Below are 14264 nucleotides of genomic sequence, written 5' to 3'. Positions count from 1 at the left end.
GTTTTCAGATGCGCTCTCAGGGTCACGGCTAACTCAAAGGCCGGTCTCAGGACCTTCTCAGTCCCACCGGGCACTCTCGTACACAGAGACGGTGCGACTGCCCCTGCGGGCGGTCGCGGGAGATGGAAGTGATGCGATGACCGAAGATCGAAACAGTCACGACGGCAACAGCCGCGACAATGCGGGTGGCGACCAGGGCGCGCGCCCCGATCAGCCTGCCCACCCGCAGGCGGCGCCGGGTCACCACCCGACCGAACAGTTTCCGGCCACTCCGCAGAACCCCGCGGGCGGTCCGATGGGTCAGCAGGCCTACGGCGCCGGGTACCCCCAGAGCAATCCGTACGGTGTGCCGCACCAGCCCACACAGCAGTTCGGGCAGCCTCAGCACGGCGCTCCGGGACATCCGGGTGCCCAGCACGCTGCCGGGCAGCACGGGGCGCCTCAGGGCCCGTTCCCGGGCCTTCAGGGCCCCGGACAGGCCGCGGAGGGATCGACGGCGACCACGACCAAGCGTCCCGCCCGCACCGCCATCGTGGTGGGCGCTGTGGCGCTCGCTCTCGTGAGCGGCGGCATCGGTGGCGTCGTAGGCTCCCTGGCAACCGAACGGAACGGCAGCGGCGCCGCGGTGACCAACTCCCTCGACGCCCCCAAGAACAACACCGCGACCCCGGCCGCGAACGCACCGGCAGGTTCGGTGCAGGCGGTCGCGAACAAGGTGGTCCCGAGCGTCGTCCAGATCGAGGTGGCGACGGCCGGCGGTTCCGGTGGAGAAGGATCCGGCATCGTCATTTCGTCCGACGGCATGATCCTCACCAACAATCACGTGGCAGGCGCGGCCGCCAAGGGCGGCAAGCTGACCGTCGCCTTCTCGGACGGCAGCACGGCGGACGCCAAACTGGTCGGCGCCGACCCGGTGTCCGATCTCGCGGTCATCAAGGTGGACGGCAAGACCGACCTCACTCCGATCGAGCTGGGAACGTCCGGCAACGTCCAGGTCGGGCAGCAGGTCGTCGCGATCGGGTCGCCCCTCGGCCTGGCAGGGACCGTCACCGAGGGCATCATCTCGGCGCTCGATCGCCCGGTGTCCACCAGCGGTGAGTCCGGCAACCAGAACACCGTCATCGACGCCCTCCAGACGGACGCGGCGATCAACCCGGGCAACTCGGGCGGCGCCCTCGTCAACATGGACGGCCAGCTGATCGGCATCAACACCGCCATCGCGAGCATCGGCGGCTCCGGTGCGGGCGAGCAGAGCGGCTCCATCGGACTCGGCTTCGCGATCCCGGTCGACCAGGCCCGGCGGATCGCGGACGAGCTGGTCAAGACAGGCAAGGCCACCCAGGCCGTCATCGGGATCCAGGTCCCGTCGCAGGACGCCGCCAACGGTGCCACCGTCGTCGAGGTCACGTCGGGCAGCCCGGCGGAGAAGGCGGGAATTCCGAAGGGGTCGGTGATCACCAAGGTCGACGACCGCGTCATCACCAGTGGCGACGCGCTCATCGCCGCCATCCGCTCACACGCACCGGGAGACAATGTGTCCATCACCTACACCGACGGGAACGGATCCAATTCCAAGACCGTCGACGTCACGCTCGGAACCGCCGAACAGGGTGGCCGCTGATGAACGCGGGGATTCTCGGGCAGGTCGAGTCCGTTCTGAACGGGGCCACTACGGTAGGGACCATGGACATCGAAGCCTCGCTGGCCGGCCGCGCGCTGGTGGTAATCGTCGACGACCGCACCGCTCACGGTGACGGCAAGGACTCCATCGGGCCTCTGGTGACAGAACTGCTGAACGAGGCCGGCTTCATCGTCGACGCCATCGTGGCGGTGGCGGCCGACGAGGTGGAGATCCGCAACGCGCTCAACACCGCCGTCATCGGCGGCGTCGACCTCGTCGTCTCCGTCGGCGGCACCGGCGTGTCGCCCCGCGACGTCGCCCCCGACGTCACGGCCGAGGTCCTCGACCGCGAGATTCCGGGAATCTCGGAGGCCCTCCGGTCTTCGGGTCTCGCCGCCGGTTCGCTGGATGCGGGCCTCTCCCGCGGGCTCGCCGGAGTGTCCGGCAGCACACTCGTGGTAAACCTCGCCTCCTCCCGCGCCGCGGTCCGGGACGGCATGGCTACCCTGACGCCGCTCGCGGCGCACGTGATTTCCGAATTGTCCGGTCTGGAAGGCTGAGACGATTTCTCGTTCCGACGAGCCGGACTCGCCCAGCGAGACCGACGAGCAGGCAGTTCCGAGCCGGGCCCCGATCGACAGGGCCCGGCTCGAACGCATCTTCGGGGACGTCTTCCCCGACACCACTGCGGACGAACGCGAACCCGGGGAAGGGCCCACCGCCGCTGCCGGCGACGAATGGCTGCGCCGTCAGCGCCCCCCACATCACGGGTAGTTACCTTCGAAAGCCTCACCTTAAGCGAATCGTGATCTGCGGTCCCGCTCTGCGATCACTGTGAGTATTTGTGCTTCCGCCCGGGCGGAATTTCCCCTGGCGCGGGGCCGCCTTCAGCGTTCTTTCAGGCATCACATTTCGGTCAGAACAGACATCCTTCGAGCTTGTGAACCGAATGTAAACGTTACCGAACTTAACGTGAACAGCCAGTGAACCTGCTGGTCAGGAGGGTGGCGAGTGGTCGGAATTCTCGCGCAAATCCCACACATTGGACACGTTTTCGGGTGTGGCATACATCACGATTCTGTTTCCGATGGAATTAATTGCTTAGGCAACCACCTGCCGGTTACTGTCCTCGGCGAGTCAGTACTGGAGATGGAGGGCAGGGTCGATGTGCCGTTGCCCAGTCGGAACTCTGACGCTTCGTCAGTGATTTCGTCTTCAGCGCGGTTATCGAGCTGTGATCATCCGTAGTTCACTCTGCGGACATCACAGCTCTGGATACTGCGCTGGGCCCGACATGGACCACTCCTCAGTCTCGAAGGTCGTGACTGGGAACCAGCAGAATCCTGATGAGGGGAACGAATGAGCGAGAACCGAAAGACCGGCCTGCGCCGTGGAGCCCGCATTGCCGGCCTTGGTGCCGCTGCGGCTGTAGTCCTCGGCCTGATGTCCACGGGTGCGGCCAACGCCGACACCTTCGTGCCGCTGCCGGGTGGCGAAAAGGTCGTCAACGCGGGAAGCGTCACGGCCAAGATCGCCCGCAACGCGGAGAGCGCTCTGGTTTCGCCGTCGCTGGCCGCCAATGGCGCGGGCCGCGTTGCGTGGGTGTCGGGCGACGCGTTCGCTGAGCTCGGCGGCGAGATCCCGGAGGAAGGCGCGACGCTGACCACCGGTTACATCGTGGGTTGCCAGCTCGACATCACCGGCCTCGAGGCCGGTATCAGCGGCAGCATGTCGCTCGACGGGCCGAGCGCGAGCGGTGCGCTGAGCCTGCCGATCGCTCCGGGTGAGGTCAAGTTCGCCAAGATCAAGTCGAAGACGGATCTGAAGCCGGGTGTCTCGGCGATCCAGTACCGCGATCAGCAGATCGAGGTTCAGGGTTGCGGTGGGTACGCGCAGGCTCGCGCGTACACGGTCCTCGAAATTCCGGGGAACCACTACGTCAAGTCGACCCTCTACGGGCAGCCGTTCAGCATCGGCTGATCGCCGCGACCGAACAACCAACCTTTTCGAGTCCTGTGGGCGGCCACGGGCATGCCCACTGTAAGAAACCCTAGAGGGGAACAAATGAACAGCAAGACCCTGCGCCACGGCGCCAAGGCTGCCGGCGTGGTCGCCGCGGCCACCGTCGCGATCGGCCTTCTCTCCACCGGTGCGGCCAACGCCGACACCTTCGTTCCGTTGCAGGACGGAAACATCACCCAGACGCTGCTCGACGGCACCGTGGTGACCGTCCGCCAGACCGGCAACTCGGCGAACATCAGCCCGTCGATGGGTTCGACCCCGCTGCACCGCAACGTGTGGGCGTCGGGCACCATCGACGTCTCCATCGACGGTGGCACGGCCAAGGGCGGCACCATCGACGCCGGCTACATCGTTGCCTGCCAGCTCGACTTCGGCGGCAGCGCGAGCGGTGGTGCCTCGGCCAGCGCAGGCTGGGACGACATCCAGGCCGGTACCGTCGAGAACGCAGTCAGCCAGAGCGGCACCAAGGTCGGCGGTGGAATCTCCATCGCTCCGGGCCAGGCCACTAACGTGCCGATCCTCGACATCGAATACACCGACGAGTACGGCGCCGAGGCTCACAAGAGCAGCTTCAAGTTCACCGGCAAGAGCGGCGGCATCACGTACTCGGACGAGACGTTCGGTGTCTCCGGTTGCGCCGGCTACGCGCAGGCTCGCTCCTACGCCAAGGTCACNNNAGCCCTTCAGCCTCGGCTGATAATTCGTTCCACCCATGACTCCGGGCCCGTGCACGCAGCTGCTGCACGGGCCCGGAGTCGTCTGAGGGCTATTCGCGGGTCTGCTCGAGGTTCGCGGCCTTGTCCGCGGTCATCGCGTGCGCTCCGTCGGAACTCGCTGTCGCGCCGTTGGTTTCGAGGCTCGATTCGAGGATGTCGCGGATCTGGATCAGCAGGTCGGCCTCGCTGGCCTTCTTGTCTGCGGGCTCGGTGATGAACCGCTTCTTCGCGGCGTTGGCCGGGACGATGAGAATGAAGTACACGACCGCGGCGATGATCACGAAGTTGATCACGGCCGTGATGACGGCGCCGATGTTGATGAAGGTGGCCGGGTTGTCGGAGAGGATCTGGTAACCCCAGCCCAGATCGTTGGCGCCGCCCGCAACGGCGATCAACGGATTGATCACGTTGTTGGTGAACGCTGTGACGATGGCGGTGAACGCGGCTCCGACTACGACCGCGACGGCGAGGTCGAGGACATTCCCCCGGAGCAGGAAGTCCTTGAATCCCTTGAGCATGTCGACGTCTCCTCGAGTGGGTGGCAAGTCATCCAGCACTAGTCGGAGAAAAGCCTAGATCAGCGCGGCTCCCCGTGACGGATCACTGAAAGGTCACGGTGATCGCGCTCGTGAGGGATGCCGCGGCCACCGTCGTGGCCTCGGATGCAGGCAGGGCCAGCATCACTACGCGTTCGCGCTGGTCACGTCCGTTCTCGGACGGTGTCACCAACACCACGACCGCGCGGGACGCCAGCACGGTGGCGCCGGAGCGCCGGTCCGGATCGGCTGGTGTGCTGGGGTCGACGGTGAGCACGTCGACGCGATCGCCCTCACGCAGAAGTTCCGTGACAGCGGGGTCGGCGAGCCGGACGGGGACGATCCGGGCGTCGTCCATGCCCGCTGCGGCCGCGGCCAGACGGGGTCCCAGTACCCGGACGTCGGTGAGGGCTTCTCCGGCGCGGGTCGGTCCGGCGAGGGTGCGCCCGTCGACGTCCGCCAGCGCGGTGACGGCCCCGTCGGGCAGGGTCCCGGCCTCGAGTTCCACCAGTTCCACGTCGGCGTCCGTGAGAACGACGCCCGGTTGGAGATCCCGGGCGGTCACCACGACTGCGGACCGGGCGGAGTCGGGGTCTCCACGGGCGAGGAGGGCCAGTGCGAGGCAGACCAGCGCGGCGGCCAGGACGCGTCTGGCGACGAGGGTGCGGGCCCAACCGGGATGGGCCAGATCCGACAGCCGGTCGGCCCACGACGGGCTCAGGCTTCGGTGTGCTCGGTTCGACCGGCGGCGACCGGTCTGGACAGGGTCGAACGACATGGTTCGACGCTAGGAGACCGGCGGGCCCGTGGGTACGCCGAGAGGGCCCGCCTGTGGATGGACGAGAAGTTGTGGATAACTCGCGGAGCCGCGAGAACTAGCTGGCAGCAGCCTTGGCCGGTGCGGCGGTCGCGGTGCTCGACGAGCTGGACGAGGCCGTCGACGAACTTTCCGACTTCGCGGCGGGAGCAGAATCGGTCTTGGCCGGCTCGCTTGCTGCGCCGGACGTGCCGCGGCTGTCGGTGCGGTAGAAACCACTGCCCTTGAAGACGATGCCGACGGAGTTGAACAGTTTGCGAAGCTTGCCCGAGCACGCGGGGCAGACGGTCAGGGAGTCATCACTGAACGACTGGACGATGTCGAAACGGTTGTCGCATGCCGTACACGCATATGAATAAGTGGGCACCGGGGTTCCTCCGCACTGTGTAGTCAAACCGCAGGTTTTAGCACTCTACAGTCGACAGTGCCAACAACGCTAATCAGAGAACTATTCCGGGGTGGGAAACGTCCTCAGCGGTCGCCGAGCGGGACGAGGCCCGAGCCGGGGGTGAGCGCCCATCCCATACGTACGTCATGGGGATCCTCGGGCAGCTCGGACACCAGTTCCTCGTCGCGGACCACCGTGATCAGCCGCGCGTCGGAGGCGGCAAGGCCGAGAGTCCGGTCGTAGAAGCCCGCACCGCGGCCGAGTCGCACGCCCCGCCGGTCGACGGCCAGGGCGGGAACGAAAATGGTCCCGGCCGAACGGATCTCGTCGGGTTCCCACACCGGCCCGGTCGGCTCGCGGAGGCCGTAACTCGCGTCGGCGAGATCGTCCGCACCCGTGAACTCGGACCAGTGGAGCGGGCCCGGATCGCGGGTGACAGGCACGAGGACGCGTCCGGCGACCCGTCGGAGGGCGTCGAGAAAGTCCAGCGATCCGGGCTCGAGCGCAGTCGGAACGTAGGCGCACACGGTCGATCCACCGGCGATTCCCTGCGTGACGAGCGCGACAAGCGCCCGGTCCTCCGCGGTACGGAGTTCGGGGGTCAGGGCGCGTCGCCCGGAGAGCACCAGTTGCCGCCACTCGTCCTTCGTTCGTGCGTGCATGCCCCAACCTTAGAGCCGGCCGGCCGGCGTTCCTGACGGGTTCCGGGAGGTTACTGACAGGATCTTGGTGACTGCCGAGTAGGTCCGCACAGTTATGGTGTGGGCATGACAGACGCCGCACCGCACACCGCCAGCGCCTTTCGCACGGCTGTAGTGCCCGCAGCGGGAATGGGTACGCGATTCCTCCCCGCGACCAAGACCGTGCCGAAAGAGCTGCTCCCGGTCGTGGATACCCCGGGTATCGAACTCGTGGCCGGCGAGGCCGCGGATTCGGGTGCCGGCCGGCTCGTGATCGTGACATCGCCGGGTAAGGACGGAGTGGTCGCCCACTTCGTCGAGGATCTCGTGCTCGAGAGCAAGCTCGAGGCCAGCGGCAAGTATCACCTGCTCGAGAAGGTGCGCAAGGCTCCCGGCCTGCTCGAGGTGGAATCCGTCGTCCAGGACGAGCCTCTCGGCCTGGGCCACGCGGTCGGCTGCGCGGAGTCGGTCCTCGACGACGACGAGGACGCCATCGCCGTGCTCCTCCCGGACGACCTGGTGCTGCCGCGCGGCGTGCTCGAGACGATGTCGCGGGTCCGCCGCAAGCGTGGCGGCACCGTCCTCTGCGCCATCGACGTCCCCAAGGACCAGGTGAGCGCGTACGGCGTCTTCGAGGTCGAGACGGTTCCCGACGCCACCAACCCGGACGTCCTCAAGGTCATCGGCATGGTCGAGAAACCGGCCATCGAGGATGCACCGTCCACGTTCGCCGCCGCAGGTCGCTACCTCCTCGACCGCGCGATCTTCGACGCGCTGCGGCGAATCGAACCCGGCGCCGGCGGCGAGCTCCAGCTCACCGACGCCATCGCCCTCCTCATCAAGGAAGGCCATCCCGTTCACGTCGTCGTGCACCGAGGCACGAGACACGATCTCGGAAATCCCGGCGGCTACCTCCGTGCTGCGGTTGACTTTGCGTTGGACATGGACGAGTACGGCCCATCGTTGCGCGAATGGCTGATCGACCGATTGAAGCGGACGGATTCCTAGAGAAGCTCGGGAGGCAAGAACTTGCGGTCGGTCGAGGAGCAACAGACGATCGTGACCGCGGCCGCGGTGGCGCCGCGGCCGGTCCGTGTGGCGATCTCCGAAGCCCAGGGGCTGCTGTGCGCCGAAGAGGTGGTCACCGAGCGTCCGCTTCCCGGTTTCGATCAGGCCGCGATCGACGGCTATGCCGTCCGTAGCGTCGACGTCCAGGCCGCTGGAACCGACATCCGGGACGACGACGGTGCGCCCGTCGAACTGTCGCTTCCCGTGGTCGGTGAGGTCACGGCCGGTTCGCGACAGCCGATCCGGCTGCAACCGCGTCAGGCCGTCAAGGTCGACACGGGTGCTCCTCTCCCGACGCTCGCCGACGCCGTCCTTCCGCTCGACCGCACGGATGGCGGCCGGGCCCGCGTCAAGATCTACAAACCCGTTCGCTCCGGCGACTACGTGCGCCGGGCCGGCGACGACGTGCAGCCCGGAGACGTCGCGGTCCGGGCAGGCACCATCATCGGAGCCGCACAGGTCGGGTTGCTGGCGGCGGTGGGCCGAGACAAGGTGCTCGTGCATCCCCGGCCCCGGCTGTCCGTCATCTCGGTCGGTGGCGAACTCGTCGACGTCGACCGGACTCCCGGTCCCGGCCAGGTCTACGACGTCAACTCCTACGCGCTGGCCGCCGCCGCCCGCGACGCCGGCGCCGACGTCAACCGGGTCGGTATCGCGAACGCCGATGCCCGTCGCCTGCGCGAGGTGGTGGAAGGGCAGCTGATCCGGTCCGAGATCGTCGTCATCGCCGGTGCGGTCGGCGGCGGCGCCTCCGAGGACGTGCGGGACGCACTCGCCGATCTCGGCAACCTCGAGGTCGACCGCGTCGCGATGCATCCGGGATCGGTCCAGGGTTTCGGCCAGCTGGGCCGGGACGAGGTCCCGACATTCCTGCTCCCTTCCAATCCGGTGAGCGCCCTCGTGGTGTTCGAGGTGATGGTGCGCCCGCTGATCCGCATCGCGCTGGGGCGCAGGCAGCCGATGCGCCGCGTCGTCACCGCCCGCACCGTCGCACCCATCACGTCGATCGAGCACCGCAAGGGTTTTCTCCGCGGTCAGCTCATGCGCGACGAGGCGACGGGGGAGTACCTCGTCCAAGCTCTCGGCGGCGCGCCGGGCGCGTCCTCACACCTGCTCGCCACGCTGGCCGAGGCCAACTGCCTCGTCCTCATCGACCCCGAGATCACCGAGGTCCGGACCGGTGACCAGGTGGACGTGGCTTTTCTGGCGCAGCGGGGCTGATGACTCCGCGACAGTGTGAGACGGGATGACACAGCATCCGGGTTGGCCGCCGCATCTCGGGCCCCTGCGGGTGAAGGGTGGCGTCGTCACCGTGCGCGCCATCAGGTTGCGTGACGCGTCGGCGTGGAGCCGTCTGCGCACCCGCGACCGCGCGCACCTCGAACCGTGGGAGCCGACCGGGGAGGCACCCTGGGAAGCGCGCCACCATATTTCGGGATGGCCCGGACTGTGCAGCAGCTTGCGTTCGGAGGCCCGGAAGGGTCGCATGCTGCCGATGGCCATCGAACTCGACGGCAATTTCTGCGGCCAGATCACGATCGGCAACGTCGTGCGGGGTGCACTGCGCTCCGCCTGGATCGGTTACTGGGTGGCCAGCGACGTCAACGGGCTCGGGGTGGCCACGGGCGCACTCGCGCTGGGGCTCGATCATGCCTTCGGACCCGTGGGGTTGCACCGGGTGGAGGCCACCGTGCGTCCGGAGAACCTGGCGAGCCAGGCGGTGCTCCGCAACGTCGGTTTCCGCGAGGAGGGTCTCCTCAAGCGCTACCTGGACGTCGACGGGCAGTGGCGCGACCACATTCTGGTCGGCATGACCGTCGAGGACGTGCCCGGCACGGTGGCGGATTCGCTCGTGCGGAGTGGCAAAGCCACCTGGGCGTGACCGCCGTAGCGGACATGGACAAATGTCCAGCTACGCGGCAGTTATCTCACGGTATCAAAGCTTCCTGACCGGGGCTCCGCTTTCGGCGAGTCTTTGCCGGATCGTTCCCTCTGCCGTCTCGGGGCATGTCGAGCACCACATTTTCGCGTTACGCATGTGACACCTGAGTATGGTGAGATCGGCGCGTCTGCGAAGATGTGCGTGTTCATGCGGTTAGCCTGGGTGGGTCAACAGCGGTATCCATGCTGGTAGACGATTGGGAGGAGGTCGCCGTATGCCGAACTCGTTTCTCTGGATCGGGCTCGTCGTCGTGTGGCTCTTCGTCCTGGTCCCGATGCTGGTGAACAACCGCCCCCGGATTCGGCAAACCAGTGACGCAGCACTCGCGACGCGTGTGCTGCACCGCGGTGACGAACGTCCCGTGCAGCGTGGACCCGCGGCTGGACACCGCAGCGACCCGTACTGGCAACCGGAACCGGACCACTACGGCTACGACGCGGAGGACCTTGTGGACACTCACGCAGAGGAAGACGAGTTCGACGGTGAGCGGGCACCGGTCGGTGAGTACGTACCGGCGCGCCGCGGGCGTGGCGGCTTCGATCCCGAGGCCGACGCGATCGCGCGGGAGGCCCGGTACGCGTTCCGGCAGCGGTCGGTTCTCGGGCTGGTTTTCGCGACGATCATGTCGGCGGCGCTGGGGCTGATCATCTCGCCGCTGATGTGGTGGGCATTCGCGGCCGGTGTGGTCGGCCTCTTCGGCTACTTGGCGTATCTGCGCCGGCAGGTCCAGATCGAGCAGGAGATCCGTCGTCGGCGGACCGCGCGTCTCAACCGTTCGCGGTTGGGTGTCGAGTCCCGCAGCGACGAGGAACTCCGCCTCATCCCGGCCCGGTTGCGGCGTCCGGGTGCCGTCGTCCTCGAAGTGGACGACGAGGACCCCGAATTTGATCATCTCGAACACTTCGACGACGCCCCTGTGCAGCAGGCCACGATGCGCCGAGCTGCCGGTGAGTAAGCGGGCGAATCGGGCCGAAAGCCACGTCGGTGTAGGCGATTCGCTCCCGCCGCGGGTGGCCTGCTAGAGTTTGCCGAGCGGATCGCAGGATCCGCGCGGGGCTGTGGCGCAGTTGGTAGCGCGCTTCGTTCGCATCGAAGAGGTCAGGGGTTCGATTCCCCTCAGCTCCACCACAGAAGAGGCACTCACTCCATCCGGAGGGAGTGCCTCTTCTGCATTCCGGCGCCTTTTCTGCATTCCGGCCCAGGTGAGCGCCATCGTCGGGGTGCACGAGCGAGGCCGCTGCGCGAATGCCCGACTCTCCGATTTGCCAAAAGGTAACTGGATGCTGTGTACTGTCCGTAGGTCATCAAGGGGTCGATCGCACGGGGTGGAAATACATGCAGGCAATGGACAAGATCTCGAAGTTCTTGGAGCCGGCGACGGTGGTCGCGACCATCACCGCGACGATGTTGCTGGTGAACGTCCTGTGAACTCCGGCCGACCAACCGAAGTCGCGAGGGCCGCGTCGGAAATGCCGACCTTCCGCTGACCGATCAGCACCTCCAGGCGACACCGCCGAACCCGCAGGGGTTCTCGGAAGCTGCTCGAGTCCCACCTGGCTCGGGCACCGCTGGTGGTGCCGGTTCCCCGACACCGGCACCACCAGCACCTCCGCTCGGTTCGCTCGTTACCATGACAGCTGCGACGTCGCCGTAGACGTGGTGTCGTGAATACGAGGGGGGTGCACAGTGAGCGCGCGTCGTGTTGTTCGAAGGCTGACCATGGTCGGACTGGCGCTGGCCTTCTTGTCCGGGCTCGGCTGGGTCACCGTCTCGGTGTTCCCGTCCGACGCCTCCGCCGACCCCCAGTACCACGACTGTGCCAGTAGTCGATGCGACGACGGTTCCTCGGAGTCGTCTGGCGGCGGCAAGCCCCGGCATCCTCATCCGCCGTGCGAGAGTCGCCGCGGCTGCGGTGGCGGCGGAGAGCCCAGCGAGACACGGGAACCCAGCGAGACCGCGAAGCCCAGCGAGACCGAGAAGCCCAGTGAGACGGCCGAGCCGTCCGAGACCACGGAACCGTCCGCGACCGCCGAACCCACGGAGACGTCGAATCCTTCGACGTCACGGGTCGTGGTCGCTCCGCCCCGTCCGATCAAGTTGCCGCCCGTGGCCGAACCGGACATCGCGCGCCCGGACACGTCCGGTGACGGTTCCGGAAACGACTCGGGTGACGATGCTGCCGCCCCGGGCTCCGAGAATCCTGCCGCACCTCCGGCGTCCGGGGGAGCGGCGGCCGGAGGTTCCGGGTCCGGTTCCGGAGCCGCCGCGGCAGCCCCGGGGGCGGGCGGTCCGGCGGATTCCGCACCCCAGGATCGCCCTGCCGGCGGGACCCCGAGCAGCGACGGAGGGTCGCCCGCTGCGGGGGCACCGGCCCAGAACGATCCGGCCGCCGCGCCGCCGGGAATGGTTCCTGTGGTCCACAGTGAGCCGTTGCCTGCGATCACCGTTCTCGGTGGGGTCGGCGTGCTGCTGTGCTGCGCCGGCGGGGCGGGTGCGCTGACCTTCAAGGGTGCTCGCGCACAACAGGCGCGCATCGCGGCCGCGCGGGCGGAGTTCTTCCCGTCCGCTTCGAGTGGAGGGATGTAGTCGTGGGGGCGAACAGATCTCATCGTCGGGTCGCGGCAGCCGTGGACGCGGTGTGTGACGCGGCGGCCCGGGCCGAAGCGGTATCACTCCGGCACGTGGTGGACGCGGTGGCCCGCGAACGGCAGCGTCCCATCGAACTCGATTTCACGAAGCCGATGGCGCCCGGTGTGTGCGGCCAGAGACGCGCGTACCCGGACCGGGACGTGATCGTGCTGGCGCCGGGCCTGCCGGACCTCGACCGCACGCTTGCGCATGAGCTGGGTCACATCGTGTTTCGACACGAAGGAGCCGAGATCGTCGCCGCGACGCTCGAAGCCGGTGACGATCTGATCGCCTACATGCTCAGCCAGCGGTCGCGACGGCGGGAAGACGAGCAGCCGTCCGACGTGGTGGCGGAGTGGGAGGCCGAGACGTTCGCGTCGATGCTGCTCATCCGGTTGAACACGATGCGGGGGCGCGGAACTCCCGTGTCCGTGCTCCGCTACGACGAGGCGATCGGCTGATGGGCTGGCTGGTTGCGCTCATGGTGTGGACTGCCGCGGGTGCCCGGATCGGCCGGGTCGCCGCGCGTCAGCCGACGCCGCTTCGCGTGGCGATGGTGGTGGCGGTGTCCAGCGCGGCCCTCGCGTCCACGTTGGCCGTTCCGGACGTCGCCGGACGCCTCGACACCGTGGCCCCGGGGGTCGGACTGTCGGAGATCATCCTCGAACTGGCGTGGACGCTGTTCGCCGCCGCGAGCGCGGTCGGCGCGATCTCGGTGTGGCCGATACTCCCGCGTCCTGCGCTGCGTGCCGTCGCCGTGGTCGTCTACACCGTGGCCGTGGTGCTCGGAATCGGGCTTGCCGGTGGGTATCCCGTTCCGGCGCTGGTGTTCATCGTGATCGCGCTGACCGCGGTGGTCGTAACCGGGGTTCGGCACGTCGCGTGGACGCCGCTCGGCCGCGGAATCTCACTGATCGTCGTCGGATCGGTAATCGTCCTGGCGGCGGCTGTCGTCGGACTGGTGCGTGAGGTGTCGGGCGAGACGTGGGCCGTCGGTTCCTCGTCGGCGTACACCGTCTCGGCCGTGGTCGTGTCGGTCGGCACCGTCTGGGTGCTCGTCGAAACCTGGCTGCGCGCACGGCAGGATCTGCGCCGCATGAACACTCTGCATTCGGTGCTCGTCGCACGGTTCCCCGAAGTGGTCGAGGGCGACGGCAAGGGGAGCACGACCGTTCTCCGTGCCTCCGACGCCGTCGCGCATGTCATGGATGCGCTGTACCTGCAGGCGGGCGCGGGCATGCTCGACACGGACGAACAGGACCTTCCGGAATCGACCGCCGAACGTGCCCGGATTCTCGCCCGCTGGATCGACGACCCGGTCGCGTCCGACGTCCTCGACACCGAGTGGATAGCGCCGCCCCAGGGCACGTCGCCGCGCCGATGGGTGCTCGATCTCGCGGATGCGTACGCCGACTTCCGGAAGTCGGCCCCGGTTCCTGCGAAGGCGGACACCGTCGAATCGGCGGCGGAATAGCCTTCAGCCGCCGGTCAGTCCGATGAACCGGTGACGAGCCACCCGCAGGGCTGGGCGAGATCTTCGGCCTCCGGCGGTCCCATGGATCCCGCGGGGTACGGCTTGGCCGGGGGAGGGTCACGCAGCAGCGCGTCGGCGACGGTCCAGACGTGCGCCAAGCCGTCGGGGCGCGTGAACAGCGACCTGTCGCCGTGCAGGACGTCGAGGATGAGCCGCGAATACGGTGCGAGGGCGTGGGCGAGCGGCACCGTGTCGAGCGGCAGGCCAAGGTGGCCCACCGACAGCGTGTCGTCGGGTCCGGGTTCCTTGACGACCATGGAGATGTCGATCTCGCCGTCCCCGGACAGATCGAACGTCAGGACGGCGCCGTCC

14 protein-coding genes, 1 tRNA gene and 2 pseudogenes are annotated in these 14264 nt (G+C 67.8%); 12 read left to right on the top strand and 5 right to left on the bottom strand.

The genetic code is table 11. The annotated features are described in order from the left end of the window. Positions 1-136: 136 nt before the first annotated feature. The 4 genes and pseudogenes from AZG88_RS19210 to AZG88_RS55305 all read left to right on the top strand — a co-directional run. Positions 137-1621, top strand: a complete 1485-nt coding sequence (locus tag AZG88_RS19210; RefSeq protein ID WP_082833374.1) for a S1C family serine protease — start codon at positions 137-139, stop codon at positions 1619-1621. Next, complete coding sequence (locus AZG88_RS19205; protein WP_005259905.1) at positions 1621-2181, top strand: MogA/MoaB family molybdenum cofactor biosynthesis protein; 561 nt, start codon at positions 1621-1623, stop codon at positions 2179-2181. The genes AZG88_RS19210 and AZG88_RS19205 overlap by 1 nt, the downstream gene beginning before the upstream one ends. A gap of 799 nt (positions 2182-2980) precedes the next feature. Continuing rightward, on the top strand, positions 2981-3601 hold the full coding sequence (locus AZG88_RS19200) for an MspA family porin (RefSeq protein ID WP_061698581.1): 621 nt from the start codon (positions 2981-2983) through the stop codon (positions 3599-3601). Between the two features lie 84 nt (positions 3602-3685). Next, positions 3686-4315 (top strand): annotated as a pseudogene (locus tag AZG88_RS55305) (MspA family porin); the annotation flags it as partial. Between the two features lie 94 nt (positions 4316-4409). Here AZG88_RS55305 and mscL read toward each other — a convergent pair. The 4 genes from mscL to AZG88_RS19175 form a co-directional block, all read right to left on the bottom strand. Further along, positions 4410-4877 carry a large conductance mechanosensitive channel protein MscL gene (mscL, locus tag AZG88_RS19190; RefSeq protein ID WP_061698579.1) on the bottom strand — a complete coding sequence of 156 codons (468 nt, stop codon included), beginning with the start codon at positions 4875-4877 and terminating at the stop codon, positions 4410-4412. An 82-nt stretch (positions 4878-4959) separates the two neighbouring features. Next, on the bottom strand, positions 4960-5673 hold the full coding sequence (locus AZG88_RS19185; protein ID WP_061698578.1) for an SAF domain-containing protein: 714 nt from the start codon (positions 5671-5673) through the stop codon (positions 4960-4962). Positions 5674-5770: 97 nt separating this feature from the next. Then, positions 5771-6079, bottom strand: coding sequence for an FmdB family zinc ribbon protein (locus tag AZG88_RS19180; RefSeq protein ID WP_005238679.1), 309 nt, complete (start codon positions 6077-6079; stop codon positions 5771-5773). A 104-nt stretch (positions 6080-6183) separates the two neighbouring features. Beyond that, positions 6184-6762, bottom strand: a complete 579-nt coding sequence (locus AZG88_RS19175) for a 5-formyltetrahydrofolate cyclo-ligase (RefSeq protein WP_061698577.1) — start codon at positions 6760-6762, stop codon at positions 6184-6186. Positions 6763-6867: 105 nt separating this feature from the next. On the opposite strand from AZG88_RS19175, the gene AZG88_RS19170 reads away from it, so the two are divergent. The 8 genes from AZG88_RS19170 to AZG88_RS19135 all read left to right on the top strand — a co-directional run bounded on the left by AZG88_RS19170 (position 6868) and on the right by AZG88_RS19135 (position 13892). Continuing rightward, complete coding sequence (locus AZG88_RS19170) at positions 6868-7788, top strand: UTP--glucose-1-phosphate uridylyltransferase (RefSeq protein WP_061042720.1); 921 nt, start codon at positions 6868-6870, stop codon at positions 7786-7788. Positions 7789-7809: 21 nt separating this feature from the next. Then, positions 7810-9069, top strand: coding sequence for a molybdotransferase-like divisome protein Glp (glp, locus tag AZG88_RS19165; RefSeq protein WP_005238688.1), 1260 nt, complete (start codon positions 7810-7812; stop codon positions 9067-9069). Between the two features lie 25 nt (positions 9070-9094). Next, entirely contained in the window at positions 9095-9730 is a 636-nt protein-coding gene (locus AZG88_RS19160; protein ID WP_005238689.1) for a GNAT family N-acetyltransferase, read from the top strand. A 274-nt stretch (positions 9731-10004) separates the two neighbouring features. Next, positions 10005-10745 (top strand): divisome protein SepX/GlpR, encoded by a 741-nt coding sequence (sepX, locus tag AZG88_RS19155; RefSeq protein ID WP_005238690.1) that lies wholly within the window; start codon positions 10005-10007, stop codon positions 10743-10745. A 97-nt stretch (positions 10746-10842) separates the two neighbouring features. Beyond that, positions 10843-10918, top strand: a tRNA-Ala gene (locus AZG88_RS19150). A 558-nt stretch (positions 10919-11476) separates the two neighbouring features. Beyond that, a complete protein-coding gene (locus AZG88_RS19145; protein ID WP_005238692.1) occupies positions 11477-12376 on the top strand; it encodes a hypothetical protein in 900 nt (299 codons plus the stop codon). Positions 12377-12378: 2 nt separating this feature from the next. Further along, positions 12379-12879, top strand: coding sequence for an ImmA/IrrE family metallo-endopeptidase (locus tag AZG88_RS19140; protein ID WP_005238693.1), 501 nt, complete (start codon positions 12379-12381; stop codon positions 12877-12879). Continuing rightward, positions 12879-13892 carry a hypothetical protein gene (locus AZG88_RS19135; protein ID WP_005238694.1) on the top strand — a complete coding sequence of 338 codons (1014 nt, stop codon included), beginning with the start codon at positions 12879-12881 and terminating at the stop codon, positions 13890-13892. Before AZG88_RS19140 ends, AZG88_RS19135 begins: the two co-directional genes overlap by 1 nt. 14 nt (positions 13893-13906) lie before the next feature. Here the strand turns inward: AZG88_RS19135 and AZG88_RS19130 are convergent. Further along, positions 13907-14264 (bottom strand): annotated as a pseudogene (locus AZG88_RS19130) (glucose-6-phosphate dehydrogenase); the annotation flags it as partial.

Origin of the sequence: Rhodococcus sp. LB1, from assembly GCF_001583455.1 — a bacterium.
Lineage (GTDB): Bacteria > Actinomycetota > Actinomycetes > Mycobacteriales > Mycobacteriaceae > Rhodococcus_F > Rhodococcus_F opacus.
The sequence above is the reverse complement of the archived record's forward strand: the minus strand, read 5'-3'. Positions and strand labels throughout refer to the sequence as shown.

What these genes read in the sequence shown, in the direction of transcription:
- mscL (WP_061698579.1), bottom strand. Translation starts at nt 4,877, where the DNA reads ATGCTCAAGGGATTCAAGGACTTCCTGCTCCGGGGGAATGTCCTCGAC.
- AZG88_RS19170 (WP_061042720.1), top strand. Translation starts at nt 6,868, where the DNA reads ATGACAGACGCCGCACCGCACACCGCCAGCGCCTTTCGCACGGCTGTA.
- AZG88_RS19185 (WP_061698578.1), bottom strand. Translation starts at nt 5,673, where the DNA reads ATGTCGTTCGACCCTGTCCAGACCGGTCGCCGCCGGTCGAACCGAGCA.
- AZG88_RS19200 (WP_061698581.1), top strand. Translation starts at nt 2,981, where the DNA reads ATGAGCGAGAACCGAAAGACCGGCCTGCGCCGTGGAGCCCGCATTGCC.
- sepX (WP_005238690.1), top strand. Translation starts at nt 10,005, where the DNA reads ATGCCGAACTCGTTTCTCTGGATCGGGCTCGTCGTCGTGTGGCTCTTC.
- AZG88_RS19210 (WP_082833374.1), top strand. Translation starts at nt 137, where the DNA reads ATGACCGAAGATCGAAACAGTCACGACGGCAACAGCCGCGACAATGCG.
- AZG88_RS19160 (WP_005238689.1), top strand. Translation starts at nt 9,095, where the DNA reads ATGACACAGCATCCGGGTTGGCCGCCGCATCTCGGGCCCCTGCGGGTG.
- AZG88_RS19205 (WP_005259905.1), top strand. Translation starts at nt 1,621, where the DNA reads ATGAACGCGGGGATTCTCGGGCAGGTCGAGTCCGTTCTGAACGGGGCC.
- AZG88_RS19175 (WP_061698577.1), bottom strand. Translation starts at nt 6,762, where the DNA reads ATGCACGCACGAACGAAGGACGAGTGGCGGCAACTGGTGCTCTCCGGG.
- AZG88_RS19135 (WP_005238694.1), top strand. Translation starts at nt 12,879, where the DNA reads ATGGGCTGGCTGGTTGCGCTCATGGTGTGGACTGCCGCGGGTGCCCGG.